This is a genomic window from Methylobacterium sp. J-067 (assembly GCF_022829465.1).
GTDB lineage: Bacteria > Pseudomonadota > Alphaproteobacteria > Rhizobiales > Beijerinckiaceae > Methylobacterium > Methylobacterium litchii.
This window is the reverse complement of record NZ_JAKSXZ010000144.1, coordinates 100,171-123,001: the sequence shown is the minus strand read 5'-3', so window position 1 is coordinate 123,001 and position 22,831 is coordinate 100,171. Positions and strand designations below refer to the sequence as shown.

Below are 22,831 nucleotides of genomic sequence, written 5' to 3'. Positions count from 1 at the left end.
TGACAGCTGCGCCCCATACGAGAAAGGCCCGCGCCTGGGGAGACGCGGGCCTTCGGATCGCGGTGCGTGTCGCGCTTAGTTGGCGTCTTCGTCGCCCGGCTCGAAGGTCTGCGGCATGGTCGACTCGGCGCTCGCCACCGGGGTCGGGGCGCTGATGGTCGAGGGAACGTTCACGCCGTCACGCTTGTAGATATCGTCGCGGAACTGCACGACGCCGTCCGGGGTCGCCCAGGCGGTGATGTAGGTCCAGTAGACCGGCACCGGCTGCGTGAGGGTGGCATCGACGCGCTTGCCGCTCTCGATGGCCTGCTCGACCTGCTCGCGGCCCCAACCGGGCGTGTCCTTCAGCAGCCACGTGATGTACTCGCGCACGTTCTGCACGCGGACGCAGCCCGAGGAGATGAAACGGAAATCGTCGCCGAACACGCCCTTGGTGTTCGTGTCGTGCATAAACACGCCGTAGGGGTTCGGGATGTTGATGCGGACGATGCCCATCGAGTTGAAGTCGGCGCCCGAATCCTGCCGGTAGGTGTAGCGGGTGCCCTCGTCGGAGTTCCAGTTCACCGCCTTCGGCGAGACTTCCTGGCCGTTCGACAGGATGCGGATCCGGTTATCCGTGAGGTAGTTCGGATCCTTCTGCATCTTCGGGATCAGGTCCTTCTTCACGATGGAAGCCGGGACCGTCCAGGTCGGGTTGAAATTGATCTGCGTCGCCTTGGTGTTCATGATCGGCGACTGCCGGTCGATCTTGCCGACGCCGGCCGCGTGCAGGGTGACGATGCGGCCGTCCTCGACGGTCTGCACCAGGGCCGCCGGGATGTTGGTGATGACGAAGCGGCGGCCGAGGTCGCCCGAGTAGGAGCGCAGGCGCAGCACGTTGGTCTCGAGCTGGCGCAGGCGGATCTCGGCGGGCACGTTCATCGCCTGCTCGGTCGCCGCGCTCATGGCGCCGGTCTGGCTCAGGCCGTGGCGGGCCTGGAAGCGCTTCACGCCGGCCGCGACGTAGGAATCGTACACGCCCGTGTTCGCAGAGGCCGGGTCGAGGTCGCCGGTCACGATCAGGCGCTGGCGCACGGCCGCCACGGCCGGGCCCTTCGAGCCGATGCGCAGGCGCTCGGCGCCGTTCACCGGACGCCAGCCGCCGCGCGAGACGATCTCGCGGTACTTCTCGGCCATCTGCTCGGTGGCCGCGACGGTCTGCGGCGAGAGGATCGGCACCGTCTCACGCTGGACCTGCATGGCGGCCGGCGCCGCGTAATCCTGCGCCCACTCGGCCTGCGCGTAGCCGGCCTGATCGCGGGCCGGGGCCGCCATCGCCACGCCGACGAGGGCGGTGCTCAGCGCAAGGCCAAGCACGGCCGTGGAGCGGAGGGGGGTGTACCGGTGATGTGCCTGTCTGCGCATGTGTCGCTGGCTCTGGTCCGGATGTCGTTTGGCCCGGGCGGCCTTCGGAGTGGTGGGCCGCACCGTGTCGTGATGGCGTTTAACACTCCCTATCGAAGGGGCCGGAATGTGGCGTCGCCGTGCGCCGCCGCACCTGAGGCGCGGCTTGATCGCCCCTGCGGCCTGCGCGCCACAGTCGATAAGGCCCATTCTCACCACCGGAGGTCGTCCACAGCGAGGGCGGCGCGGATCGGCGATCGCTCAAATTTGCAGGCGGACTCGGCGATCGGCGCTTCTGGCGGTTTAAGGTTAACGAGAGGTAACTTCGCCACGCCGCGCCCGAGGCGCTAGGATTGCCCCGCCACCGCAGAATCCGCTGGGCGATGGTCCGGCCTGGGACAGACGGGGCCGCTCTGCGGCACAGGAGGCAGGATGAACGGGTACGACGTCACGTTTCGGGACAACCGGGAGTGGGTGGAGTTCGGAGCCAGCTACGTTCACTCGGACGCGTTCAAGGCCCTGTTCCGCGACGGGATGGCCCTCGTGGAGGAGACGGCGGGCTATCTCGACGGCGACGGACGGGACGAATCGCGCCTCGTCTCGCGGGACGCGACCCTAAGCTACGCCGCCGAGAGCATGCGCCTGACGACGCTGCTCATGCAGATCGCGTCCTGGCTTCTGGTCCAGCGCGCCGTAGCCGAGGGCGAGATGACCCCCGCCCAGGCGACGGAGGAGAAGCACCGGGTGAAGCTCGGCGCCACGGAGCCGCCGAAGGCCGAGGCCTTCGCGCTTCTGCCGATGCGCCTGCAGCAACTGATCCTGCGCACGCGGCGGCTGCACTCGCGCATCCTGCACCTCGACGGGCTGATCACCGAGGACCGGCCGACGCCGCGCCCGGTGGCGAGCCCGGTCGCGGCCCAGCAGGGCCTGCTCCACGCGGTGTTCGGCCGGCGGGAGGGCTGACCTAGACCATCCCGTCGATGGCGACGGGAAGGTGCTGCGGCCCGCGCAGGGCCGCACCGGACCGGTAGGGCGGCGGGTCTTCCACGAGGCGCGGGTTCTTCAGCCGGCGCGTCAGGGCGGTCAGCGCCGATTCGGCCTCGAACCGCGCGAGGGGCGCGCCGACGCAGTAGTGCAGCGACCCGCCGAAGCCGAGATGGCGACTTCCGACCCGGTCGGGGTTGAACGTGTCGGGATCGGGGAAGACCGAGGCGTCGCGGTTGCCGGCGGCCAGCAGCAGCACGAGGTCCGCTCCTTTAGGAATCGTGACCCCGGCGATGTCGATGGGGCTGAGGGTCGTGCGGGTCCGGAACTGCACCGGGGGCTCGTAGCGCAGCAACTCCTCGATGACGCGGGGCGCCCGCGACGGATCAGCCTTTAGCTTCTCGAACTCGTCCGGGTGGCGCAGCAGCGTCAGGAGGCCGTTGGTGATGAGGTTCACCGTGGTCTCGTGCCCGGCCACCAGCATCAGCACGGAGGTGGCGATCAAGTCGTAATCGCCCATCTTCACGCCCTCCGGCGTCGCCTCGTTGGCGAGCCCCGAGAGCATGTCGTCCTTCGGGTGGCGGCGCTTGTCCTTGATGAGACCGGACATGTAATCGGCGATGGCGTCGAAGGTCCGGCTGTTCTCCGCGCGGTTCTCGTCGTCCGCGAGGCTGTCGGGCTCCAGGGCTGTGGCGAGCTGCGTCGCCCAGGAATGAAACTGCGCCTCGTCCTCGCGGGGCACGCCGAATAATTCGCAGATCACCGTCACCGGCAGGGGATAGGCGAGGTCGTCCACCGCGTCGAAGCGGTGCGCGTCGCGCTTGGCGTCCAGCAACTCCTCGACCAGCCGGTCGGAGCGGGCGCGCATCCCCTGCACCCGCTCGCGGGTGAACTGGTGCATCACCGCCGCCCGCAGGGAATCGTGGTCCGGCGGGTCGCGGAAGATGAAAGGGCGGTGCTGGTTGGTGATCCGGTCCTTGATCGGCTTGATCAGGAAGTCCTTTACCGGGTTGCCGGTCTTCGGCCGGTCGGCCGGCGGCAGAGTCTCTGAACTCACCCTCGGATCGCCGAGCAGGCTCGCGATGGCGCCATGCGTGGAGGCCACCCAGGTGCCCTCCGGCGAGCCGTCGTCCTGGTGCGAGACCGGGTTCTGCCGCAGCTTGGCGTAGATCGGGTACGGATCCGCCCGGTTGGCGAAGTCCTTGACTTGGTTGAGAAGAGTGGCGTCGGCCATAATGTCGGCTCCGTTGCCGGTCTGTCAGGCGAAGCCCGGATCCTGGATCTCGAGGTCGCGCAGGGGACGGTCGGTGGCCGTCTCGGTCGGGGGGAAGGGCGCGGCGGTGGCGACCTTTTCGGCGTAGATCGGCAGCCAGCGGGCGCTGTCGACGGCGACCGCCGCGACGCACCGCCCGGCCCGGCCGTAGACGGCGACGAAGCGGCGCTCGGCCGGATCGCCCTGCACGATGGCGACCGCGTCGGCGCCGTCCGTGAGGCCCGCCGACTTCACCACCATGGTGCCCTGGGTGGACCAGAAGTTCGGCACCGCCGCGTAGGGCGCGGCGGGTTCGAGCCCCGCGAGCAGCCGCCCGGCATACTCGGCCTGCGCGACCGCGTGACCCCAATGTTCCAGCGCTACCCGACGCCCGCCGTAGAGCGGGTGGGGAAAGCGCGCGACATCCCCCGCCGCCGTGATGGCGTGGTCGGGGCGGCTCTGATCGTCGAGGACGAAGCCGTGCTCGTCGCAATCGAGCCCGCCCGGATCGGCCGAGAGGCCGGAGCCGTCGAGCCATTCGATGTTGCGCACGGCCCCGAGGGCGACGACCACGACGTCGGCCTTGAGATGCTTGCCGTCGGCGAGCCGCACGCCGGTGACACGGCCGTTCTTGTGTTCGAGATGCTCGACCTCGCTGCCGAAGCGCATCTCGACGCCCGCCTTGCGATGCACCTCGCCGATCATCCCACCCACCGTGGTGCCGAGCACCCGCGAGAGCGTGGTGGCTGCGGGATCGATGAGGCTGACCTTCAGGTCGAGTTCGCGGCAGACGGCGGCGACCTCGCAGCCGATGAAGCCGGCGCCGATCACGACGACGCGCTTCGGCCGCGCGGCCAGGACCTCGCGAAGCGCGGCGGAATCGTCACGGGTGCGGATGGTGAAGACATTGGCGAGCTTCGCCTCGTCCTCGTGCACCCAGGGCCGCGCCCGCGTGCCGGTGGCGATGAGCAGGCGGTCGTAGGGAAGGCTGTCACCGTCGGTGAGGTGGACGATCCGCGCCTCCCGGTCGAGGGCGCGCGCGCCGACGCCGAGGCGCCACGTCACGTCGTCCGTCAGGTCCGAGGGCAAGCGGCTGGCATCGGCCGGCAGATGCCCGAGAAGGACATGCTTCGACAGGGGCGGCCGGTCGTAGGGGCGGTGCGGCTCGTCGCCGACGAGGGTGAGCTGGCCGCGATAGCCCGACGCGCGCAGGGCTTCGGCCCCGCGCAGGCCCGCGAGCCCGGCCCCGACCACGACAATGCGCTCCGGCGGAGGACGATCGGCCATGTCAGGCTTGGCTGTCTTCGACGCGGATCGCTTGGACCGGGCAGGCCAAGCGGGCGCGCTCGATGTCAACGCGGTCGGCCGCCGAGGGCGCCGGATCGTAGAACAGCGCCTCCCGCCCATCGATGCGGAAATGTCGCGGTGCCGCGTAGCAGCACTGCGCGTAAGCTTGGCAGAGGTTGAGATCGACGCTGACCCGCAAGGGAGCCGCGTCACGGGTCATGTCGGATGGCATCGGCTCGCAAACCGCTCCGGCGGGGTGGAGTTCCGTCGAAGGTCTTCGCGTCGCATCGAAAAACCGAACATCCGGTTTGCGCGTCCGCCTGTGCGCCGAAACAGCTCAATAATCCTCACAGAGCGGAATTAACTCACTTTCGTGTTCGATAGCGATTTGAGTTGTAGAAGTTTGCCGCTCATTGCGGCGCGCCATATCTCGAATCGTGTTGTTGCTGTATAGTCCTTGGCAATCCTGCCCCGCCTTCGTGGCAGCATCTTTCGGGAGGTCCCCATGCCGTACGGCGTGCGCAGCAGCCTCATCGCCGCCTTTCTCTGTACCGGTTTCGCCGCCCATGCGGCGGGTGGCTCGACTTGGACCGATCCGCCGGCCCGCCAGCCGGAGGCGGCCAAGCCCGCTCCCCAGGCTGCCAAGCCGGAGACGCCGGCCGCCGTCTCGGCGCCTGTGCGGAAGGAAGCGCGGGTGAAACGCCAGTCGGTCGAGGCGCCCCGCCGGGTCGCCGTGCGGAATCGCCGCGTCCGCGTCGCTCACGAGGCGCCCCCGCCCCGCATGGTCCATGCGCACGCGCCCCGGATCGTGGCGATGGCCCCGCCGCGTCGCTACGTCTACCGCACCTACAGCGAGGCCGGCTTCCCGCCCTCCTACGAGGATCAGCGCCTCGACCGGCTGAGCACGGCGGTGGGCTCGGGCTACCTCGTGATGCGCCGGCGCACCGTGGAATACCCGGATGGGCGGGTGATCCGCTATTACAGGCCGGTCGAGGATGACGGGATGGAGTGAGGCGCGAGCCTCACTGCGACGTCCGGAGCTTCACCGCCGCAGGACCGGTGAAGCGGTCGCCGAGCAGGGCGCCGTCGGGCACCTCCCGCGCGAAGCGGGTGGTGACGCGGGACGGCGCGTCGACCGGCAGGGCCGGGGCGACGGGTTGAGGCTTCGCGGTGGCCACGCGCACTGGCACGTTGCGGCCCGCCGGGGCGGCCACCGGCCCCATCGCCACCGCCTCGAACAGCGAACGCAATTGCATCTTCGAATCCGCATCCGGCCCCACGAGGGTCGCGTGCGGCGTCGGCGCGGGAGCCGCGGGAATCGCCGCGCGGAGCGGCAACGCCATCCCGCCGTCGAGGGCGGCAAGCTGCACCGGGCGCGGTGGCGGGAGCGGCATGGTGATCGCGGCGGCGGCGATGATGGACGCTTCGCTCGGGCGACGCGGCGGAAGGGGCGCCACGACGGAGGGCAGCGCGGATTCGGTGTCCGGCACGGCGGCGCGTTCGGCGGTCAGCATCGCTTTCGCGTCGGTCTGCGGCGCGGCGGCGGGCGCCGCGTAGGCCATGGCCGCCTTCGCCCCGCTCGTGTCCTCGGGATCGGCGCTCGCGACGGCGACGACCGGCGGCGCCTTGCCCCGGCGCGCGGCGACGACGGGCGCGGGCGGCGCGACGGGCTCCGGCTTCGAGCCACCGAACAGGCCGGCGAGGAAGCTCATCAGGCTCGGCCCGTCCTCCTCCTCGCCCCCGGCCAACTGGGTGGTGATGCCGGCGACCGTGCCGCCACGCGCCAGGATCTCGGCTTTCGCCTCCTCGTAGCGGGCCATCGGGTGGCCGTCGGCGGGCAGGTGGACGGTCTTCCCGTCCGGGAACAGGCGGGCCAACTGGTCGTGCGTCATGCGCGGCCACGAGCGCACCGAACCGACATCCATGTGGATGAACGGCGTGTTGGCGCGGGGATACCAGCCCACGCCGCCACGCGACATCAGAAACCCGACCTCGCGGATCCGGTCGATCGTCACGTCGGGCAGGTAGAAGTCCATTGCCTTGCCGAGCATGTGCTGGCTGTATTCGGCCACCGCCTTCGAGCGCCGCCGGAGCATGGCGTTGGTGCCGGGGGAGCGATAGGCCGAGACGATGTTGATCGGCTGGCTGGAGCCGACCTGCCGGTAGGCCTCCCACACCGTATCGAACAGGCGCGGATCCATCTTGGTGGGCTCGTTGACCCGCCAGTCGCGCAACAGCCAGTTCAATTGGTCGAGGGCGGCGCGGTCGTAGCGGCCGTCCCGCTTGAAGGTGACGGTCAGGCTCTCTTGCGTGTGGGTGTGATAGATCGAGAGGGTGCGGGTGTCGCCGTTGGCGACCGCGTTCTCCGTCTCCACCGTGCCTGCGACTATCGCCGCCAGGATGCCCGATGCGGCGACGACCCACCGGCGGATCGATCGGGTGGAGACGCGACTGGTCGGCACGGCACTCTCCTCCCGGAGCCCGCCCGAGGCGGGACGATCCGTGGCCGTACCTGGAGTCACTCCGCGCGGCCATCACGGCCGAACGGCTAAGCCTGGACCATGGCGAAATCGTGCCCGGCCGTGCGGGCGCGCACGCGTCGCTGGGGAGAAAGGCCTGCGCCTACCAGAAGGAGCGCGAGACCGGCGCGGGTGCGGGGGTCCAGAGCCCCGGCTCGCCGTATTCCGGCCGACCGGCGCGACCGCCCCGGGGCGAATCGAACACGTCCATCTCCGGCTCCGCGTAACGGCGGGGATGCGGGCGGGCATGGGTCGCGTGCCGCGTCGGCGCCGCCTGGCGGGGGCTGCCCTCCGCGACCTTGCGGGCGGGCTCCTTCGCCAGCTTCGCGATGGCAGGGCCGCCGCCCCCCGGCAAGCCGAGGGCGGCGCGCATCGGCGCGTCGTAGCCGTAGAGGTCGGGCGCCCGGCGCAGGGAGCCGAGGTCGTCCACCCAGGTGGTGAAGTAGGCGAGATGGACCGGCAGCTTCTGCGGCAGGCGGATCGTCCGCTCGCCCTTGCCGATCAGCTTCTTCAGGCGCTCCTCGCTCCAATCCGGCAGCACCGTGTCGGCGAAGCGGAACGGGTCGTCCACCCGCACGCAGCCATGGCTGAAGGCCCGCGTCGAGGCGGAGAACAGCGAGCGGTTCGGCGTGTCGTGCAGGTACACCGCGTGCTGGTTCGGGAACATGAACTTGATGAAACCAAGGGCATTCTTCTCGCCCGGCGGCTGCCGCAGGGAGATGTGGCCGCCCCGGCGGACGATCTCGTAACCGCCCCAGGTCTTGCCGCCATAGCTCGCGAGCTTGGGCGCCATCGTCTTCAGGATGGAGGGCGGCACGTACCAGGACGGGTTGACGACGGCGTATTCCATCATCCCCGAAAAGGTCGGCGTAGGCGATTCCGCCTTGCCGACGATCACGCGGGTCTCGTCACGGAGCTTGCTGTCCCGGAAGATGCGCAGGCGGAATTCCGGGATGTTCACCAGCACGTAATCCGGCCCGAGGGTTGGGGGCAGCCAGCGCCAGCGCTCCATGTTCACGAGCAATTCGGCCCCGTCGCCGGACTTCGTCGGGCGGCCGAGATTGGCCAGCGCCGCGAGCGTGCGCTTGTTCAGCGCGCCATCCCCCGGCAGGCCGCGCTCGCGCTGGAACCGCGTCACCGCGTCCGCGACGGAGGCATCGTAGAGGTCGGCCTCGCCCGGCCGGCTCTCCAGGCCGAAATGCGTCCGCAGGGCGGGCACGCGCGGGTCACGCATCCCCGTCTTGAGGGTCGGGCCCGGCGGCAGGGTCAGGGGCTTGGCCGCCGGCACCTTCGGGCCGCGCAGGCTCGCGAGCTGCGCCTTCAGGGCGCGGTAGCCCTCGGTGGCGGGGTTGTAGGAGGCGAGCGTGTCGCCAGCCTGCGGTCCCGCCTCGGCGAGCTTGGACAACACCGCGTCGGCGGCGGGCAGATCGAGGGTCGGGGTGATGAGCCGCGAGATCGAGGATGGGTTGATCCGCCCGCCCCGCGCATCCCGCGCATAGAGCACCGCCGCCGCCGAGAGGCGCAGGTCGGCATCGGCGACGGCCTTGTCGTCGGGCTTCTCGGCGAGGGTCGGCACGGGATAGGCGCGCGGATCGAGCCCGTCCTCGTCGGCCGCCCCGAGGCGCGCGGCGATGGCCTTGGCGGCCGGCGTCCAGGCCCCGTCCACGATCCAGACCGGCTTGTCGGCGCGGGCATCGTAGAAGGTCTTGATCGCCGCGCGCTCCTTCGAACCCAAGCGGGTGAGGAGCGGCGCGGGATCGTTCAGCCGCGCGAAGACGGACGCCGGAAGCGGCTCGGTCGGCTCGGCGGGGGCGGTGGCCGTGGGGGCCGGCGCGGGGGCGCTGTCCGGCGCCGGCTCCGGCGGCTTGTAATCGGAGACGGGGTTGGCGGGGGCGTCCTTGCCGTCGTCGCCCTTGGGCTCGGGGGTGGCGGCCACGGAGGGCTTGGCCGCCGCATCGACGGAGGTGGGGCTCGGCTCGGGAGAGGCGGCACGGACCGGTCCGCCGGCCATCAGCCCGGCGAGAAGGGCAGCCAGCGCGGCCTGGTTGGAGCGCGAGACGCGCATCGGATTCTCCACCGGCGGCCGAACTGCCGCGACCCAACGGGTAGCTGTATCCCCTTAAGCCAAGCTTTAAGCAACGCCGCCTGCGCGGAAAGCGTCCAGCCGGAGGTTGTCAGGGGCCGGTCACGGACCAGTATCCGATGGTTTCTGCTCCCGGAATGCGGCGAAGATCGGGGCCGAGCCACCGGCAACTGCAGTGAATGCTATCGCCGGCACGGGTATACTGTCCCGGCGGCGGCGTGCGGTGGCGCACGCCGTCCCCGGCTCAGACCGGGCGGGCGAGTCCGGCCGCGTCGAGGGCCTGCCCCTGGCGCACGGTGAGGGCTTCCGTGGAGAAGTGCTCGATCTCCGCCTCGAACAACTGATGGTAGTTCAGCTCGGAGCGCAGGTGCAGGAACACCGCGCCGAGGCCGACCGCCGCCCGGTCCATGAAGACGAATTCCTGCGGTACCGTCACCGGCCCCCGCTCCTTCAGCGCCTGATGGACCTCAAAGGCCTGCCGCCGCCCGTATTCGCCGGGCTTCACCCCGTCGGCGACGGTGCGGACCCGGTCCTCCAACAGCGGCCCATAGATGAACCGCGCCCAGATGTTAAGGATCTCGATCTTCTCCTTGTCGAGATCGCGGAAACCCCAGACCTCGTAGGCGTGGACGACACGGGCTTCGTCGTTCTCCAGGAGGCCACGATAGAGATCGACCACGCCGCCGACGAAGCGCGGGTGGAAGATGCGGACACAGCCGTAATCGAGCAGGTTGATGCCCGCCGGCTCACCGCCGTCGCGGAAGATCGTGTAATTGCCGAGGTGGGGATCGCCATGGATCACCGCTGCGCGGCTGAACGGGTGCCACCACGCCTTGAACATCGCCTGAGCGATGCGGTTGCGGGTCTCCACCGACCCCTCGGTGAAGCCGAGGATCTTCTCGCCGTCGAGCCAGCTGAGACTCAGGAGGCGGCCGGTGGAGAGTTCCGGGTACACCTCCGGGACGCGCACGGCGTCGATGTCGCGCAGCACGGCACCGTAGAGCTTCGCGTGCTTGGCCTCGCGCTCGTAATCCAGCTCCTCGCGCACCCGTTCGCCGATCTCCTTGGCGATCTCGCGGGTGTCGAGCCAGGAATTCATCCGGCGGTGCAGGGCGAAGGCGACTTCGAGCTGCTTGAGGTCGGCCTCCACGGCCGATTGCATGTCCGGGTATTGGAGCTTGCACGCGAGTTTCTGGCCATCCTTCGTGGTGGCGCGGTGCACCTGCCCCAGCGAGGCGGCGGCGGCGGGCTTCAGGTCGAAGCTGCCGAAGCGGTTCGACCAATCGGGCCCGAGTTCGGCCTGCATCCGGCGCTTCACGAAGGCCGCGCCCATGGGCGGCGCGTCGGCCTGGAGCTTCTGCAACTCGGCCGCGTATTCCGGCGGAAGCAGATCCGGCACGGTGGCAAGAAGCTGCGCCACCTTCATGATCGGCCCCTTCAGGCCGCCCAGGGCCTCCGCGAGGGCGGCGGCGTTGGTGGTGCCTTCCTTTCCGAACAGGCGCGACATGGCCATGCGCGCGGCAACGCCGCCGACATTGGCACCGACGCTGGCGTAGCGCCCGGCGCGGGCGGTGAAGCGGTTGGCTTCGCGGTCTCTGTAGGGGCTCGGCATCGGCTCGACATCTCGACTGCGTTTGACAACGAGATAAGCCTCACTCCCACCCACAGAAAGGCACCGGGACGCCGTAACGCGGGCGCTAGTCTTTCGTCCAGTTGTCCCGGATCCAGCGCGTGAGGCCCGCTTCGTCGATCTCGCCTGCGGCGAGGCTGCGAATCATCACCACGGCTTGCGCCTCGTCGGCCACGAACTCGATGTTGTTGAGTCCGAGGAACGTGACGAGGGCGAGTAGAGAAGCCCGCTTATTCCCGTCCACGAAGGGATGATTCTTGGCGATGCCGAAGGCGTAGGCTGCTGCCAACTCAGCGAGATCGGGCTCACCGTAGGCCGCCCGGTTGACCGGACGGCCGAGAGCGGATTCGAGTGCTCCTTCGTCGCGCAGGCCGGTCGGCCCGCCGAACAGACGAAGCTGCCGGCCGTGGATGGCTTGAACAAGTTCGCTTGTCAGCCAGACGATTCCACTCATCGTCGTCGTTCGCGAGTTGGCCTACTTGGCGAGTTCGGAGAGGGCGTTGCGGTAAGTCTTCATCGCCTTCTCGGCGATCTCCATGCCCTTCTCGAAAGTCGGGTCATAGGGCGACAGCCGCACAGACCCATCCGCGTTCTCGGTCACGTGCAGCCAATCCCCCTGCGAAAGGTTCAGCCGGCTCACGAATTCCTTTGGCAGGATCAGGCCCGTCGAGTTGCCAATCTTCTTCACCTCGATCTTCACGGCATCCTCCGCGATCCACGTTCAACTAACGTATAACGCCGCTGGAGAGACCCTGTCACCACCGAAAACGGGCGGCCCCGAAGGACCGCCCGCTGCCAGAACACTCGTAAGTCGAAGACAGCCTTAGCGGCGCGCGCCGAGGTTGCCGAAGCGCGAGGTGAAGCGCGAGACGCGGCCACCGCGGTCGAGCATCTTCTGCTCGCCGCCGGTCCAGGCCGGGTGCGTCAGCGGGTCGATGTCGAGGTTGAGCGTGTCGCCCTCGGCACCCCAGGTGGAGCGGGTCTGGTAGACCGTGCCGTCCGTCATCGCCACCTTGATGAAGTGGTAATCCGGGTGCTCCGTCGGCGCCGACGAGCGCTTCACCTTCTCGACGCTTCTCCCCGGAGCAATCGCCGGGGCCTTGTTCACCGGTGCCTTCGCCATGACTCGTGATCCCTATTGTTCTCGCAGCCGGCGGGAGGCACGAAGGGCGCCGCCCGACCCGGATGCCACTTTAAAACGGGTCTACGCTGTTGCGTCGAACGAGGCGTTCATGGCAACCGCGCGTCGGAAGCCGACCGAGTGACGGCCCGCGGCCATTGAACACACGCAATCGGATAAGGGGCGGCGTATACCCCAGCCGTCCCGCCGGAACAAGCGTCGGGGGAGTGAACGATGAGGCGTGATGGCCCGCAAAGGTAGAGCCGCCGCAGGCACCGCGGGTCCCGCGCGGCCGAAGGCGCCGATCAAGGCGCTGCGCCCGCTCATTCCCTTCGCCCTGCGCTATCGGGGCCGCATCGCCCTCGGCATCGCGGCTTTGGTCTGCGCCTCGGGCTCGACCCTCGTCGTGCCCATCGCCATGCGGCGGGTGATCGACCATGGCTTCACCGAGGATGGCAGCGGCGTCATCGACGCCTACTTCCTCGCCCTGCTCGGCGTGGTGCTGTGCTTCGCCCTGTCGAGCGCGGCGCGGGTCTACACCGTCGTCACCCTCGGCGAGCGCGTGGTGGCGGACCTGCGCTCCGCGGTGTTCGCCCGGCTGACGATCCTCGACCCCGCCTTCTTCGACAAGGCGCAATCCGGCGAGATCGTCTCGCGGCTCACCGCCGACGCCACGCAGATCAAGGCCGCCTTCGGTGTCTCGATCTCGATCCTGCTGCGCAACCTGTTCCTGTTCGTCGGCGCCATCGCGATGATGGTGATCACCAGCCCGAGCCTGTCCGTGCTGGTGCTCGCGGCGATCCCGGTGATCGTCTTTCCGCTCATCTTCTCGGGGCGGGGGGTGCGGCGGCGCTCGCGGGCGGCGCAGGACCGCCTCGCGGAGGCCTCGGCCTACGCGGCGGAAGCGGTCGGCGCGGTGCGCACCATGCAGGCCTTCGGGCGCTCGGCCGAGACGGCGGCACGCTTCCGCGCCGCGTCGGAAGAGGCCTACGGGGCCGCACAGGCCTCGATCCGGGCACGGGCCATCCTGACAGGCGTCGCGATCTTCCTCATCTCCGCCTCCGTCGTCGGGGTGATGTGGTACGGCGCGCAGGGCGTGCTGGCCCACACGATCACCGGCGGCCAGCTCTCGCAATTCGTGCTCTACGCGGTGTTCGGCGCCGGGGCGCTGGGCCAGCTCTCCGAGGTCTACGGCGACCTCGCCATGTCGGCCGGCGCCGCCGAACGGCTCACCGAGATCCTCTCCGCCGAGCCGGCGGTGAAGGCCCCCGTGCCCGCCCTGCCCCTGCCGGAGCCGGCGCGCGGCGGGGTGGAGTTCGACGCGGTGCGCTTCTCCTACCCGACGCGGCCGGACCATCTCGCCCTCGACAGGCTGAGCTTTACGGCGGCGCCCGGCGAGCGGATCGCCCTGGTCGGCCCCTCGGGGGCGGGCAAGTCGACGGTGCTGCAATTGCTCCTGCGCTTCTACGATCCGCAAGGCGGGCAAGTCCGCGTCGATGGTCTCGACATCGCGACGGTCGATCCGGAGGCCCTGCGCGCCCGCATCGCCCTGGTGCCGCAGGACCCGGTGGTGTTCTCGGGCACCGTCGCGGAGAACATCCGCTACGGTCGCGCCGCCGCCTCGGACGTACAGGTGCGCCGGGCGGCGGACCTCGCCAACGCCCACGCCTTCATCGAGGCCCTGCCGCAGGGCTACGACACCCAGGTGGGCGAGCGCGGTGTGACCCTCTCCGGCGGGCAGCGGCAGCGCATCGCCATCGCCCGCGCGATCCTGAAGGACGCGCCGATCCTGCTCCTCGACGAGGCGACCTCGGCGCTCGATGCCGAGTCCGAGCGCGCGGTGCAGGCGGCGCTGGGCACGCTCATGCGCGGGCGCACGACCATCGTGATCGCCCACCGCCTCGCGACGATCCGCGCGGCCGACCGCATCCTCGTCATCGATGACGGGCGGATCGTGGAATCGGGGACGCACGAGAGCCTGCTCGCCTACGGCGCGCTGTACGCGCAGCTGGCGAGCCTCCAGTTCACCGATGCCCTCGACGAGACGGCGCGGGGCCGGGAATCGGGGCGGAACCGCACGGTGCCAAGCGAGGCGGCGCAGTAGCGCGCCGCCTACCGCTCGGTCAGCTTCAGTTCGATCCGGCGGTTGCGGGCATAGGCCTCGTCCGTCGTCCCCGGGTCGAGGGGCTGGAACTCTCCGAAGGCGCCCGCCAGCAGGTTCTGCGGCGGGATGCCCTTGCTGGCGAGGTATTGCACCACCGCGATGGCGCGGGCGGCCGAGAGTGCCCAGTTCGACGGGAATTGCGAGGTCGCGATGGGCCGGGCATCCGTGTGCCCATCGACGCGCAGCACCCAGGGCAGGTCCGCCGGGATCTGCTTGGCGAGGTCGGCGATGGCGGCGGCGATCCGGTCGAGTTCCGGCGCGGCCTCGGGCTTCAGCGTCGCCGAGCCGCCGGGGAACAGCACCTCCGATTGCAGGACGAAGCGATCGCCCACCACGCGGATGTCGGAGCGGCTCCCCAGGATCTGCCGCAGGCGGCCGAAGAAGTCGGAGCGGTAGCGGGCGAGTTCCTGAACCTTCTGGGCCAGGGCCACGTTCAGGCGGCTGCCGAGTTCGGCGATGCGCGCTTGGCTCTCCCGGTCGCGGCTCTCCGAGGCGGCGAGCGCATCCTCCAGCGCCGCGAGCTGGCGGCGCATCGCGGCGATCTGCTCGTTCAGGAGATCGACCTGCGTCAGCGCCCGCTTGGTGGCGCCGCGCTCGGCTTCCAGTTGCTTGTCGAGGGTGCCGGCCGCGCCCTGGCTGACCGTGGCAGCCTCGGCCTGCGTCTTGGCCTGATCGCGCTCGGCCTGCACGGCGGCGAGCGTCGAGCGCAGGTCGCGCATCTCGGCCTCGTCGCCCTGCTTCTTGGAGCGTTCGAGGGCCAGGAGGTCGGTGAGGTCCGCGAGCTGGCGGTTCAGGCGGGCGAGCGTCGCGTCGCGCCCGGTCAACTCTTGCGACAGGAAGAACTGGCCGACCACGAAGACGGTCAGCAGGAAGACCACCGACAGCAGCAGCGTCGCCAGGGCGTCGACATAGCCCGGCCAGACGTTAAGGCTGCGCCGGCTGCGGGCGGCGGTGGACGCCATCAGACGCGCTCCCGGCCGAGCCGGTCGAGCACCTGCTTCAGTTCACGCTCGCGGCTGGCCTGGGCCTCCACCCAGTCGCGGATCATCTGCTGCTCGGCCCGCATGTGCTGGACGAGGCCTTGGATACCCTCGGCGAGGTTCGTCATGGCGAGCGTCGTCGCGCGGTTGCCGCCGCTCTCGGCCATGATCGCCGCGAGGTGATCCACCGCCTCCTTCAACTCCCGCGTCGAGGGGCCGGCATAGGCAGGCGCGGCGGCGACGGGGACGGTGAGGGTCGGCTCGGTGGCGACGCCGACGGCCATCAGCCAATCCTGCAATTCGTTGTGGAAACGTGCATGGGCCTGCCCCGCCTGCAACTCCAGGAACCCGGTGATCAAGGACGAGGCGAGGCCGAACAGCGAGGCGGAGAAGGCGAGGCCGATGCCCGAGAGCGGCACGGCGAGGCCGGATTTCAGTTCATCGAACATCACGCCGGCATCGCCGCCGCCGCGCATGCCCTTGATGACGCCGCCCACGGCCGACAGCGTGTCGATGAGGCCCCAGAAGGTACCGAGAAGGCCGAGCAGGATGAGGATGCCGGCGATGTAGCGCAGCATCTCACGCCCCTCGTCGAGGCGGGCGGCGATGGTGTCGAGCACGAGTCCCGTGCCGGGGACGGGGTTGCCGCCAGTGCGGGCGGCGATGGCACGGGAGAGCGGCTTGAGCAGGAGCGCGGGCTTGCGCGCGGTCTCCCCCGCCGCCGCCGCGTTGACGAAGGCCACCTCCCGCGAGAGCCGCATCACCTGCCCGAAGGCGATGATCACCGCGATGAGCAGCACGCCGAGGATTAGGCCGTTCAGGCCGGGATTGGCGAGGAAGGCCGGCGTGATCTGTTTGAACAGGATGAAGGCGAGAAATCCGACGAGGGCGAGGAAGATCACCATCCGCGCCAGGTAGATTCCGGGCTTAGAGAGCGGCCTGTACTGGGTTTCGCGGGTATCACGCGCAGCCATCGGTCGGTCTTGCTCAGGGAGTAAAAGTGCCGGTCGCGGATTGCCGGGCTCGTGGGCACTCTGGCGACATGCCGATGCCCAATCAAGTCGCGCTCTTTGCCCCGGTGCCCGCGTTCAACCCGTAGCCCCGGAAGCGTTCGACCGTCTCGGTGATCTCCGCGTCCGACAGAACCTGCGGCGCCCCGATCTGGAGGGCTACCGCGTATTGCTGGCACAGGGTCTCGAGTTCCTGCGCCAGCCACAGGGCACGGCGGAGATCCGAGCCGGCGGCGATCATGCCGTGGTTCGCGAGAAGGCAACAGGAGCGGCCCTCCAGTGCCTGAAGGGCGAGCCGCGACAGGGCCTCGGTGCCGTAGGGGGCGTAGGGCGCGCAGCGCACGTCCGGCCCGCCGAAGGCCGCGATCATGTAATGCACCGCCGGGATCGCCTTCCCGCACAGGGCGAAGGCGGTAGAATAGATCGGGTGCGCATGGACCACGGCGCCGACCTCCGGCCGCGCGGCGAGGATGTCGCGGTGGAAGCGCCATTCCGAAGAGGGCTTCATGCCCTCCGGATAGGACCCGTCGAGCCCCATCGGCACGATGCCCTCCGGGGTGAGATCGGCGGTCGGCACGCCCGACGGGGTGATGAGCAGCCCCCCGCCGAAGCGGCACGAGACGTTGCCCGACGTGCCCCGGTTGAGCCCCATCGCGTCGAGGTCCCGCGCGGCCGCGACCACGCCCTCCCGTGCCTGCCGCTCCTGCGCGTCCATTCCGATCCTCCGGTGCGCGGCGGCTCGCGCGGGAAGTGCTGCCGCCCGGCCACTACCTGTGAAACTTTGTGCTTTCGCCTATTCCCAAGGGCGCCTTTGGTCTAGGCCGGTCTTGGTCTCATGGAACACGTGACCTGATCGCAGGACGGCCGGACGAGGCATGGCGAATTCTGAACCGCTGAGCGTGAAGCCGATCGTCGTCAGTTCGAGCCTTCGGACCCTCGCCTACGAGGCGCTGAAGGCGGCGATCACCAACATGGACATCTACGGGCGGTCGGACGAGATCCGCCTGGACGAGCGCAAGCTCTCGCAAGACCTTGGTGTCAGCCGGACCCCCGTGCGGGAGGCCCTGACCGTGCTGGAACAGGAGGGCTTCGTGCGCTCCGAGGCGCGGCGCGGCGTCTTCGTCATCCGCAAGAGCAAGCGCGAGATCGTGGGGATGATCCAGGCCTGGGCGGCCCTGGAGAGCATGGCCGCGCGCCTCGCCTGCGCGCGGGCCAGCGACACGCAGCTGCAGGACCTGCGGGACGGCTTCCCGGAATTCTATTCCGGCAAGCCGGCCGAACACATCGACGAATACTCGGATGCGAACATCCGCTTCCACCAGACCATCATCCGCCTCGGCCATTGCGAGGCGATCACCGAACTAACGGGCAACCTGCTGATGCACGTGCGGGCGATCCGCAACGCCGCGCTGCGCCAGGGCGAGCGGGCCGAAAGCTCGATCCGAGAGCATCAGGCAATCATCGCCGCCCTGCAGGCGCGGGACACGGAACGGGCCGAGCGGCTGGTGCGCGACCACGGCCTCGGTCTCGCCCACCACGTGGACCTGTACGGCGACTATCTCGGCTAGGCCGAAAGCCGCACCGGCAGTCAAGCGCCTCCAACCCGCAGCAGAAATCGGCAACCACCACACGCGAAAGCTGTGCAGCTTCTCCGTGCGGCGGTAACGCGCAACCTCCTCCCAAATAAGCGGCCGCCGTAAGATAACTCCTCGGCTGGCGGGGGGAGTAGGCTATGAGCACATCGTCACATTCCTCGAAGCGACATACTTCCCATCCGCGCGAAAGAGGAAGATGGTTAATGTGTCGATAAGGCAAGCGTGCTAATGCCAAAGAACCGGCGGCCACCTTCAGACTCACGAGGTTCGCGTGTCTCCGTCTCCGGACAGACCGCTTCCTCTAGCGAGTGATGCGTTCGTCCTGCTGGTCTCCGACCGGCCCACCGAGCGAGCCGCGTTGGCCCGAGCCATCGCGTTCGTCACCGCCTGCCGCGCGCACGCCCCAGGGGAATCCCCCACGCGGGGTCGTCCGGTCCTGGCGGTGCTCGACCTCGCTCCCCCCGCCCTGGCGGACTGGACCCGCCGGCTCGACGTCTTCACCCCCGCCGTACCCCGCATCGTGCTCGCCCGTGGCGAGGGCGTGAAGCGGGATGCCAACACCATCGTCCTGCCGGCCGGCGCCTCGCGGGAGGTGATCCTCACCAAGACCTTCGCGCTGATCGAGGCCGCCAGCCGGGCGGCGGCGGCGCGGGCACGGCGCCTGAACGAGCGCGCACAGGCAGCCAGGAGCATCGTCACCGACCTGTTCGACAGTGCCGCCCTCGGCGGGACGCTGGCACCGGCCGATGTCGACAGGGGCACCGAAACGGTGCTCGCGGCCGTCTCGGAGGCCGGCATCTCGGCTTGGCTCGCGGAGCTGTGGCGCCACGATGCGGGCGTCTACGAGCATACGTTGAGCGTCGCGGGCCTCTGCGCGGCCTTCGGCGGGCGGATCGGCCTGTCGCGCACCGACCTCGCCCGGCTGGCGCGGGCGAGCCTGCTGCATGACCTCGGCAAGGCGCGCATCCCGAAGGAGATCCTCGACAAGCCGGGGCGCCTCGACAGCAACGAGTTGCGTCTGATGCGCCGCCACCCGGAGATCGGCGCCTCGCTCCTCATCGCGCAGGGCGGCTTCGATGCCGAGGTGATCGACGTCGTCCGCCACCATCACGAGCGGATCGACGGCACCGGCTATCCCGACCGGCTGAAGGGCAAGCAGATCAGCGATCTCGTGCGCATCGTCGCCATCTGCGACGTCTTCTCCGCCCTCACCGAGCGACGTGCCTACCGCCAGCCAGCGAGACCCGCCGAAGCGCTGGCCATCATGGTCGAGACGCCCGGCCATCTCGATCAGGCGCTGCTCTCGGCCTTCGCGCCGTCGATGCTGGCCTGCGAGCCCTACGTCACCTGAACCGGCGTGGCCCCCGCGCCACGGCCGGGCGGCGCGCGCCACCGTCGCTCCGTTCCGCCGTGCTTTCGCCGCAAGGGACCGAGAGGGACGCGCATCGCATTCGCTCAGCAGCCGATCCCGTGACGCCCACCCGCCTCCTGACCCTCGCCCTCACCCTATTGCCCCTCGCCGGCTGCGGAAGCCTTTCCCCCACGGAGGAGCCCTCCGCGCGCTATCCCACCAAGACGACGGTGCTCGATGAGGTCGCCGCCGCCGCCGCGATCTCGGCCTACCGCGTGCAGCACGGCCTGAGCCCGGTGATCGTCGATTCCGGTCTCGTGAAGGCCGCCGCCTTCCAGGCCGGGAACAACGCCCGCCACGGGCAGCTCAGCCACGATGTCGGCGGCAGCTTCACCTCGCGCATGGGCGCGGCGGGTCTCGCACGGTCCTATGCCGCCGAGAACCTGAGCGCCGGCTCGGAGACCTTCGAGCAGGTCTTCGCCCGCTGGAAGAACTCGCCAGAGCATAACAAGAACATGCTGATCCCGCAGATCCGCCGGATCGGCATCGCCCGCGTGGACGCGCCGGACACCCGCTACAAGCGGTTCTGGGCGCTGGTGATGGCGGGCGGCTAGCCCGTCACTCCGTCCGGTTCGGCTCCACGACGTTGCCGGTGCCGTTGTCCCGGTTGTCGAGGCTGCTGCCGAACGGGTAGCCGGCATCGGCCCCGCAATGGATGTCCCAGCCGTTGCGGGAGTTCACGACGATCGGCGCGGCGAAGAAGCCCGCGCCGCTGAAGGTGTTGCCGGTGACGACGTTGTCGGACGGCGTCTGGTGGCGCACCGTGCCGCCCTCCCCGCAATTGCGGTAGAGGCGCACCCCGCCCTCCCCGTGCAGGGCGAAACGGTTTCCGGTGATCCGGTTGCGGGCCGAGCCATCGACCGCGACGATCTCGCGACCGGTGCGGATGTCGAAGGTGTTGTCAGCAATCACGTTGTCCGCGCTCTCGGCATCGAGATAGACCGCCGTCGCGGATGACGTGCCGGTGATCGTGGAGCCCCGCAGGGTGAAGCCCGTCACCCCCGGCCCGAGATAGACCGGGATACGGCCGAAGGCGGTGATCGCCGCGTCGAGGATGCTCACGTGGGTCGGAGCGGCGGCCTGGGCCCGCTCGGTGTGGCCGAGGCTGTGCGAGGAATCCCGCACCCGCTCGCCCTGCCCGTTCATGCCCATGCCCCAGATGCGGACATGGCCGAGGATGGCGCAGCCCCGGAGGGTGATGCCCTCCGGCCGGTCCCAGCGGGTGGAGCCCGGCGCGGGCGGGCGGGAGCGGATCTCCACCGCGAAGTCGAGGAGGCCGGTCCCCGCCTCCCCCGGCCCGATGGTGCCGCCGTCGCAGGCGACGGTGACGCCCGAGGCCGCAGAGCCTTCGAGGAGCAGGCGCTTCGTCACATGCTCGCCCGGCCCAAGGCGCAGGGAGCAGGTGAGGGTCGCCACGTCGTCCCCCGGCCGGCGGGGGGCGAGGATGCGGGCGCGGCTCGCCGCGTCGCACTCCGGTGCCGGGCGTACGAGGGCAGGCGGCGGGGTCGCGTCCATGGGAGGGGTCAATCCGCCGGAGCGAGATCGACGATACGGACCTGCGCCCGCTCGGCGCCGCGCCACTGGTCCCGCGAAAGCGTGCCCGCGACGTGGACCTCGCGGCCAATGCTGTCGAGGATCGCCCGGCCGAGGGGGCGCTCGGCGGCGCGGAAGCAGATGGCGCCCACCGCCTGCCCGTCGCGGCTGCGCAGCCGGGCGCGGACATGGCCCGTCCCGACGATGCCGGCATCCACGATCCGGTGCCGCGCCAAAGCGAAGAGCGGCTCCGGCGCGCCTTGCCCGAAGGGCCCCGCCCGCTGGAGCAGCCGCACGGTCTCGGCCGTGGCGCCGCCGGCGCTGAGGGTGCCGTCGATGAGCAGGGCATCCGCCGCGCGGACCTTCTCCACCGCCGCCCCGAGATGGGTCGAGAGGTGTCGGCCGAAGGCGGTGATCGCGTCGCCGTCGAGGGTGACGCCCGCCGCCATAGCGTGGCCCCCGCCCTTGCGGGCCGTGCCGGCCTCGACGCAGGCGCGCACCGCATGGCCCAGATCGACCCCCGGCACCGAGCGCCCTGACCCCGTGGCGCTGCCGTCCGGCCGGATCGCGAAGGCGAAGGCCGGGCGGCCGAACCGCTCCTTGAGCCGCGCCGCCACCAAGCCGACGATGCCGGGGTGCCACTCGCTCTTGCCGATGACGAGGACCGGCAGGGCTGGATCCTCCGTCAGCGCCCGGTCCATCTCGGCCTCCGCCTCGGCGACGGCTTGCGCCTCGATGGCCTGCCGCTCGCGGTTCAGCCGGTCGAGATCGACCGCGATCCGCGCCGCCTCGGCCGCGTCGCGGGTGGAGAGCAGCCGCGCGCCGAGCCCGGCATCGCCGATCCGCCCGCCCGCGTTGATGCGCGGCCCCAGGACGAAGCCGAGATGCCACGCCTCCGGCGGCTCAGACAGCGACGACGCATCGAGGAGCGCCGCGAGGCCGGTGCGCCCGCGATGGCGCATCACCGACAGGCCCTGCACCACGAAGGCGCGGTTCAGGTCGCGCAGGGGCACCACGTCGGCTACCGTGGCCAGGGCCACGAGGTCGAGGCAATCGGTCAGGCGCGGCTCCGGCCGCTCGGATGTGAAGAAGCCCTCGATCCGCAGGAGGCGGTTGAGGGCCACGAGGGTGAGGAACACCACCCCCGCCGCGCAGAGATGGCCGAGGCCGGACAGGTCGTCCTGCCGGTTCGGGTTCACCACCGCATGGACCTGCGGCAGGATCTCCGAGGCGGCGTGGTGGTCGAGGACGATCACGTCGAGCCCGTTGCGCGCCGCCTGTTCCAGGGGCCCGTGGCCGCTCGTGCCGCAATCGACGCAGACGAGCACCCGCGCACCCTCGGTGGCCAGCGCCGCGATGGCGCCCTCGTTCGGGCCGTAGCCCTCGGCGATCCGGTCGGGGATATGGACGGGCACGGTCAGGCCGAGGCCGCGCAGGTATTCCGCGAGCATCGCCGCGCTCGCCGCGCCGTCCACGTCGTAATCGCCGAACACCGCGACGCGCTCGCCCTCGCGCACGGCGCGGGCGAGGCGGCGCACCGCCGGCTGCATGTCGAGGAGGGTGTCGGGGTCCGGCATCAGGTCGCGCAGGCGGGGCGCCAGGAAGGCGTCGGCCGCGTCGGGGCGCACGCCGCGCCCGGCCAGCACGCGGGCCAGGAGTTCCGGCAGCGCGTGGGCCTGGACCATGCGCGCGATGGCGAGATCGCTGTCGAGGCCCGCGCAACGCGTCGCCCAGCGCCGCCCCGTGACGGAGCAGTCGACGCCGAGGAGGGAGGCGGGTTCGATCAGGGCTGAGGCGGCAGACACGGGCGCATCCTACACCGCCGGCCGGGGCAATGCTGTGGCACCCTCACACGAAAAAGGGGCGGGCTCATCGCCCGC

Annotated in this window: 21 protein-coding genes; 6 read left to right on the top strand and 15 right to left on the bottom strand. The window is 70.3% G+C overall.

The window, feature by feature from the left end; genetic code table 11:
* Positions 1–75: 75 nt before the first annotated feature.
* A complete protein-coding gene (locus MKK52_RS23250) occupies positions 76–1,404 on the bottom strand; it encodes a murein L,D-transpeptidase (RefSeq protein ID WP_243958349.1) in 1,329 nt (442 codons plus the stop codon).
* A 411-nt stretch (positions 1,405–1,815) separates the two neighbouring features.
* On the opposite strand from MKK52_RS23250, the gene MKK52_RS23245 reads away from it, so the two are divergent.
* The gene (locus MKK52_RS23245) at positions 1,816–2,346 is read left to right on the top strand and encodes a DUF1465 family protein (RefSeq protein ID WP_243958347.1); all 531 of its coding nucleotides are present in this window, start codon (positions 1,816–1,818) and stop codon (positions 2,344–2,346) included.
* 1 nt (position 2,347) lies between these two features.
* On the opposite strand, the gene MKK52_RS23240 is transcribed toward MKK52_RS23245, so the two are convergent.
* Genes MKK52_RS23240 through MKK52_RS23230 form a run of 3 tightly spaced genes read right to left on the bottom strand, consistent with a single transcriptional unit; the run spans position 2,348 to position 5,126 of the window.
* A complete protein-coding gene (locus tag MKK52_RS23240) occupies positions 2,348–3,601 on the bottom strand; it encodes a cytochrome P450 (protein WP_243958345.1) in 1,254 nt (417 codons plus the stop codon).
* Between the two features lie 24 nt (positions 3,602–3,625).
* Positions 3,626–4,906 (bottom strand): NAD(P)/FAD-dependent oxidoreductase, encoded by a 1,281-nt coding sequence (locus tag MKK52_RS23235; RefSeq protein WP_243958343.1) that lies wholly within the window; start codon positions 4,904–4,906, stop codon positions 3,626–3,628.
* 1 nt (position 4,907) lies between these two features.
* Positions 4,908–5,126, bottom strand: a complete 219-nt coding sequence (locus tag MKK52_RS23230) for a ferredoxin (protein ID WP_243958341.1) — start codon at positions 5,124–5,126, stop codon at positions 4,908–4,910.
* Positions 5,127–5,411: 285 nt separating this feature from the next.
* Between MKK52_RS23230 and MKK52_RS23225 the strand changes: the two genes are divergently transcribed.
* Entirely contained in the window at positions 5,412–5,918 is a 507-nt protein-coding gene (locus MKK52_RS23225; protein WP_243958340.1) for a hypothetical protein, read from the top strand.
* 10 nt (positions 5,919–5,928) lie between these two features.
* Here the strand turns inward: MKK52_RS23225 and MKK52_RS23220 are convergent, their stop codons facing one another.
* From MKK52_RS23220 to rpmE, 6 genes are all read right to left on the bottom strand, one after another.
* Complete coding sequence (locus MKK52_RS23220) at positions 5,929–7,368, bottom strand: DUF882 domain-containing protein (protein WP_243958338.1); 1,440 nt, start codon at positions 7,366–7,368, stop codon at positions 5,929–5,931.
* Positions 7,369–7,528: 160 nt separating this feature from the next.
* On the bottom strand, positions 7,529–9,490 hold the full coding sequence (locus MKK52_RS23215) for a murein L,D-transpeptidase (protein WP_243958336.1): 1,962 nt from the start codon (positions 9,488–9,490) through the stop codon (positions 7,529–7,531).
* A gap of 262 nt (positions 9,491–9,752) precedes the next feature.
* A complete protein-coding gene (locus tag MKK52_RS23210; RefSeq protein WP_243958334.1) occupies positions 9,753–11,120 on the bottom strand; it encodes an ABC1 kinase family protein in 1,368 nt (455 codons plus the stop codon).
* Positions 11,121–11,205: 85 nt separating this feature from the next.
* The gene (locus MKK52_RS23205; protein ID WP_243958332.1) at positions 11,206–11,592 is read right to left on the bottom strand and encodes a type II toxin-antitoxin system death-on-curing family toxin; all 387 of its coding nucleotides are present in this window, start codon (positions 11,590–11,592) and stop codon (positions 11,206–11,208) included.
* A 21-nt stretch (positions 11,593–11,613) separates the two neighbouring features.
* Positions 11,614–11,838, bottom strand: a complete 225-nt coding sequence (locus tag MKK52_RS23200) for an AbrB/MazE/SpoVT family DNA-binding domain-containing protein (RefSeq protein ID WP_243958330.1) — start codon at positions 11,836–11,838, stop codon at positions 11,614–11,616.
* A gap of 123 nt (positions 11,839–11,961) precedes the next feature.
* The gene (rpmE, locus tag MKK52_RS27020; RefSeq protein WP_313898773.1) at positions 11,962–12,201 is read right to left on the bottom strand and encodes a 50S ribosomal protein L31; all 240 of its coding nucleotides are present in this window, start codon (positions 12,199–12,201) and stop codon (positions 11,962–11,964) included.
* 301 nt (positions 12,202–12,502) lie between these two features.
* Here rpmE and MKK52_RS23190 point away from each other — a divergent pair, with 301 nt between their 5' ends.
* Complete coding sequence (locus tag MKK52_RS23190) at positions 12,503–14,362, top strand: ABC transporter transmembrane domain-containing protein (RefSeq protein ID WP_243958328.1); 1,860 nt, start codon at positions 12,503–12,505, stop codon at positions 14,360–14,362.
* Positions 14,363–14,370: 8 nt separating this feature from the next.
* Here MKK52_RS23190 and MKK52_RS23185 read toward each other — a convergent pair whose 3' ends face one another.
* The 3 genes from MKK52_RS23185 to MKK52_RS23175 form a co-directional block, all read right to left on the bottom strand.
* Positions 14,371–15,384, bottom strand: a complete 1,014-nt coding sequence (locus MKK52_RS23185; RefSeq protein ID WP_243958326.1) for a peptidoglycan -binding protein — start codon at positions 15,382–15,384, stop codon at positions 14,371–14,373.
* The gene (locus MKK52_RS23180) at positions 15,384–16,376 is read right to left on the bottom strand and encodes a MotA/TolQ/ExbB proton channel family protein (RefSeq protein WP_243958324.1); all 993 of its coding nucleotides are present in this window, start codon (positions 16,374–16,376) and stop codon (positions 15,384–15,386) included. Before MKK52_RS23180 ends, MKK52_RS23185 begins: the two co-directional genes overlap by 1 nt.
* A gap of 82 nt (positions 16,377–16,458) precedes the next feature.
* Positions 16,459–17,127, bottom strand: coding sequence for a class II aldolase/adducin family protein (locus MKK52_RS23175; protein WP_243958322.1), 669 nt, complete (start codon positions 17,125–17,127; stop codon positions 16,459–16,461).
* A gap of 160 nt (positions 17,128–17,287) precedes the next feature.
* Between MKK52_RS23175 and MKK52_RS23170 the strand changes: the two genes are divergently transcribed.
* The 3 genes from MKK52_RS23170 to MKK52_RS23160 all read left to right on the top strand — a co-directional run bounded on the left by MKK52_RS23170 (position 17,288) and on the right by MKK52_RS23160 (position 19,972).
* Complete coding sequence (locus MKK52_RS23170; RefSeq protein ID WP_243958320.1) at positions 17,288–17,980, top strand: GntR family transcriptional regulator; 693 nt, start codon at positions 17,288–17,290, stop codon at positions 17,978–17,980.
* 385 nt (positions 17,981–18,365) lie between these two features.
* Positions 18,366–19,358 (top strand): HD-GYP domain-containing protein, encoded by a 993-nt coding sequence (locus MKK52_RS23165; RefSeq protein ID WP_243958317.1) that lies wholly within the window; start codon positions 18,366–18,368, stop codon positions 19,356–19,358.
* Positions 19,359–19,477: 119 nt separating this feature from the next.
* Complete coding sequence (locus MKK52_RS23160) at positions 19,478–19,972, top strand: CAP domain-containing protein (protein ID WP_243958316.1); 495 nt, start codon at positions 19,478–19,480, stop codon at positions 19,970–19,972.
* A gap of 4 nt (positions 19,973–19,976) precedes the next feature.
* On the opposite strand, the gene MKK52_RS23155 is transcribed toward MKK52_RS23160, so the two are convergent.
* Together MKK52_RS23155 and recJ are read right to left on the bottom strand one after the other, a co-directional pair.
* On the bottom strand, positions 19,977–20,933 hold the full coding sequence (locus tag MKK52_RS23155) for a right-handed parallel beta-helix repeat-containing protein (protein WP_243958314.1): 957 nt from the start codon (positions 20,931–20,933) through the stop codon (positions 19,977–19,979).
* Positions 20,934–20,941: 8 nt separating this feature from the next.
* Positions 20,942–22,756 (bottom strand): single-stranded-DNA-specific exonuclease RecJ, encoded by a 1,815-nt coding sequence (recJ, locus tag MKK52_RS23150; RefSeq protein ID WP_409564727.1) that lies wholly within the window; start codon positions 22,754–22,756, stop codon positions 20,942–20,944.
* Positions 22,757–22,831 lie beyond the last annotated feature (75 nt).

Excerpts from the sequence above, each read along its gene's own strand:
- MKK52_RS23250 (WP_243958349.1), bottom strand. The coding sequence starts at position 1,404 with ATGCGCAGACAGGCACATCACCGGTACACCCCCCTCCGCTCCACGGCC.
- MKK52_RS23245 (WP_243958347.1), top strand. The coding sequence starts at position 1,816 with ATGAACGGGTACGACGTCACGTTTCGGGACAACCGGGAGTGGGTGGAG.
- MKK52_RS23240 (WP_243958345.1), bottom strand. The coding sequence starts at position 3,601 with ATGGCCGACGCCACTCTTCTCAACCAAGTCAAGGACTTCGCCAACCGG.
- MKK52_RS23235 (WP_243958343.1), bottom strand. The coding sequence starts at position 4,906 with ATGGCCGATCGTCCTCCGCCGGAGCGCATTGTCGTGGTCGGGGCCGGG.
- MKK52_RS23230 (WP_243958341.1), bottom strand. The coding sequence starts at position 5,126 with ATGACCCGTGACGCGGCTCCCTTGCGGGTCAGCGTCGATCTCAACCTC.
- MKK52_RS23225 (WP_243958340.1), top strand. The coding sequence starts at position 5,412 with ATGCCGTACGGCGTGCGCAGCAGCCTCATCGCCGCCTTTCTCTGTACC.
- MKK52_RS23215 (WP_243958336.1), bottom strand. The coding sequence starts at position 9,490 with ATGCGCGTCTCGCGCTCCAACCAGGCCGCGCTGGCTGCCCTTCTCGCC.
- MKK52_RS23210 (WP_243958334.1), bottom strand. The coding sequence starts at position 11,120 with ATGCCGAGCCCCTACAGAGACCGCGAAGCCAACCGCTTCACCGCCCGC.
- MKK52_RS23205 (WP_243958332.1), bottom strand. The coding sequence starts at position 11,592 with ATGAGTGGAATCGTCTGGCTGACAAGCGAACTTGTTCAAGCCATCCAC.
- MKK52_RS23190 (WP_243958328.1), top strand. The coding sequence starts at position 12,503 with ATGGCCCGCAAAGGTAGAGCCGCCGCAGGCACCGCGGGTCCCGCGCGG.
- MKK52_RS23185 (WP_243958326.1), bottom strand. The coding sequence starts at position 15,384 with ATGGCGTCCACCGCCGCCCGCAGCCGGCGCAGCCTTAACGTCTGGCCG.
- MKK52_RS23180 (WP_243958324.1), bottom strand. The coding sequence starts at position 16,376 with ATGGCTGCGCGTGATACCCGCGAAACCCAGTACAGGCCGCTCTCTAAG.
- MKK52_RS23175 (WP_243958322.1), bottom strand. The coding sequence starts at position 17,127 with ATGGACGCGCAGGAGCGGCAGGCACGGGAGGGCGTGGTCGCGGCCGCG.
- MKK52_RS23170 (WP_243958320.1), top strand. The coding sequence starts at position 17,288 with ATGGCGAATTCTGAACCGCTGAGCGTGAAGCCGATCGTCGTCAGTTCG.
- MKK52_RS23155 (WP_243958314.1), bottom strand. The coding sequence starts at position 20,933 with ATGGACGCGACCCCGCCGCCTGCCCTCGTACGCCCGGCACCGGAGTGC.